Source organism: uncultured Campylobacter sp. (assembly GCF_938045775.1).
Taxonomy (GTDB): Bacteria; Campylobacterota; Campylobacteria; order Campylobacterales; family Campylobacteraceae; genus Campylobacter_B.
The window spans coordinates 1-1,824 of sequence record NZ_CALIBH010000006.1 but is presented as its reverse complement, the minus strand read 5'-3'; the positions used below and the strand labels follow the sequence as shown (position 1 = coordinate 1,824).

The 1,824-nt window shown below is 49.8% G+C and carries 3 protein-coding genes and 1 pseudogene; all 4 read right to left on the bottom strand.

The window, feature by feature from the left end; all coding sequences use genetic code 11:
- Positions 1-389 precede the first annotated feature (389 nt).
- Positions 390-650 carry a hypothetical protein gene (locus tag Q0238_RS00175; RefSeq protein ID WP_297941676.1) on the bottom strand — a complete coding sequence of 87 codons (261 nt, stop codon included), beginning with the start codon at positions 648-650 and terminating at the stop codon, positions 390-392.
- 68 nt (positions 651-718) lie between these two features.
- On the bottom strand, positions 719-1,033 hold the full coding sequence (locus Q0238_RS00170) for a hypothetical protein (RefSeq protein WP_297941674.1): 315 nt from the start codon (positions 1,031-1,033) through the stop codon (positions 719-721).
- A gap of 20 nt (positions 1,034-1,053) precedes the next feature.
- On the bottom strand, positions 1,054-1,668 hold the full coding sequence (locus Q0238_RS00165) for a hypothetical protein (RefSeq protein WP_297941672.1): 615 nt from the start codon (positions 1,666-1,668) through the stop codon (positions 1,054-1,056).
- A gap of 31 nt (positions 1,669-1,699) precedes the next feature.
- Positions 1,700-1,824: pseudogene (locus Q0238_RS12220) on the bottom strand (peroxidase); the annotation flags it as partial.

Sequence of the window (1,824 nt, the reverse complement as noted above, 5' to 3'; positions counted from 1 at the left end):
CAAGGGGGCGAAGAATAGATTATAAATAAAGAATACTATTATGTTGTAGTCTTTTACGATGAGGGATTTATTGTCAAATTTCGGCGGATTTCGGCGCTCGGCGTTATTTTGTTCGGATTGCGATTCTTGCGGCTCATCGTTAAAATTTTTCATTAAATTTTTGCTCTTATTTTAAATTTTACCGCTAGCGGCTCGGGCGTTTTGCGGCGCTAAATTTGCCGTCCTCGCCGCACGCTCTAGCGACGCAATCCCAAGCGGAGCCCGCTTGCGTCCTTTCAAAATTTTATTTCGTTCAAATTTATCGGCGCCGCGTATCGGTACCGCGTACGCTTACCGCACCGCCGTATGAAATTTCGAGGTCTCACAGCTCGAAATCAAAGCAGTAAAAATCATCCGCTTCGCTCCAGAGCTCTTAACGAGAGCCCGTCTATTTGCGGCGCACCGTAGAGTTCCTGCAGCGTGGCGAAATACCGCTCGCCGCTTGCATTTGCGCCAGCTTCGTCCGCGCATCTTTGAAACGAGCAGCGATCTGCGTAGGCGATGATCAAGTATTGCGCGCCGCGCAGGCGAAAGCTAAGCTCGGGCTCGCCGCCCTCGGCTACGCATTTTAGCAGCATTTGCTCTATAGTTTCAAATGAATAGTCTGACATTTCGCTCCGATCTTAAAATTTTATCTCTGCCGCGACGCTTATTGTGCCGCCGCATATCGCGAGCCGTTTTACTCCGCCAAAAACTCGAAGCGCTCGATCATATCCAAAAGCATATCGGCTCTGCAAATTTCATCGTCCAGCAGATCGTCGTATTGATCTCGCAGTCGCTCGGCGTCTTGCACCACGGGCCCTAGATACTCCCTAGCTTGCGCGGGTTCGCCCTTCATCACGTAGTATTCGCCTAAGATCACGCGCGCTTGCGTCTTGCTAACCTCGTCGCCGTCGCCCTCCTCAAGTGCTGCTTTTAGGCTCTGCACGCCACCCTCCTCAAGCCCCCGCGAGAGCTGCATTATTGCTTTGTTTAGATAAAGCTTCGCATCCACTTTCGCTCCTTAGTTAAATTTCATTTGAAATAATAGAACAAATTTCCGCCGCACTCAAGATCCACGAACTCCTTACTGTCAAAATAGAGCTTAAATTTCATGTGGCTCAGGTATTTGGCGTCCTGCGCTTTCTCTATAAAATTTCTTATCAGCCGCTCTATCTTTCCGCCACCTTCGCGGCGTGCCGCGTCCTGCCTCGTGAAATAAAAAACTACGGGCGCGTCGGACACCGCCGCGATATACCAAATTTTAAGCGGCGCTAAAAGCTCGTTTCGGTTTCGCAGCAGCTCCTCTACCGCGCCTTGGATCAGATCGGTGCGGATCTGTGACTCGAAGGACTCGACCGAGATATAAAAATTCTTTAGCTCGTTTAGCTTCGCGTAAAGCGGCGTGCGGGCGAGATAGCGCTCGATGCACTTTTTATCGGTAATTTTTGCGGCATCTTTATCGAAGCGAAGCACGATCTTAAGCCACGCCGAGTTCTTGCCCGCGCCGTAAAACGCGCTGATAGGACGAACCTTAAATTTAGAGTTTATAAACTCCAGTAAGCCGCTGATATTTTCGCTGTTTTCGGCTCTATTTTCTATGATCTCTTTGCAGCGCCTGCTCTGATACGGGCTTAGATCGCAAAACATCGCGCGCCTTTAAATTTAAAGTGATTTAAATTTAGCCCGCATCGTAAGCCTCGAGCATATCGAAAGTCGGAGCGAAAAAGAGCGCGCCCGTCTTTGCGGTGCTGAAATCCAGTAGGCGGTCGTAGTTGCCTCGCGGGCGGCCGATAAACATACTCT

Excerpts from the sequence above, each read along its gene's own strand:
- Q0238_RS00175 (WP_297941676.1), bottom strand. The coding sequence starts at position 650 with ATGTCAGACTATTCATTTGAAACTATAGAGCAAATGCTGCTAAAATGC.
- Q0238_RS00165 (WP_297941672.1), bottom strand. The coding sequence starts at position 1,668 with ATGTTTTGCGATCTAAGCCCGTATCAGAGCAGGCGCTGCAAAGAGATC.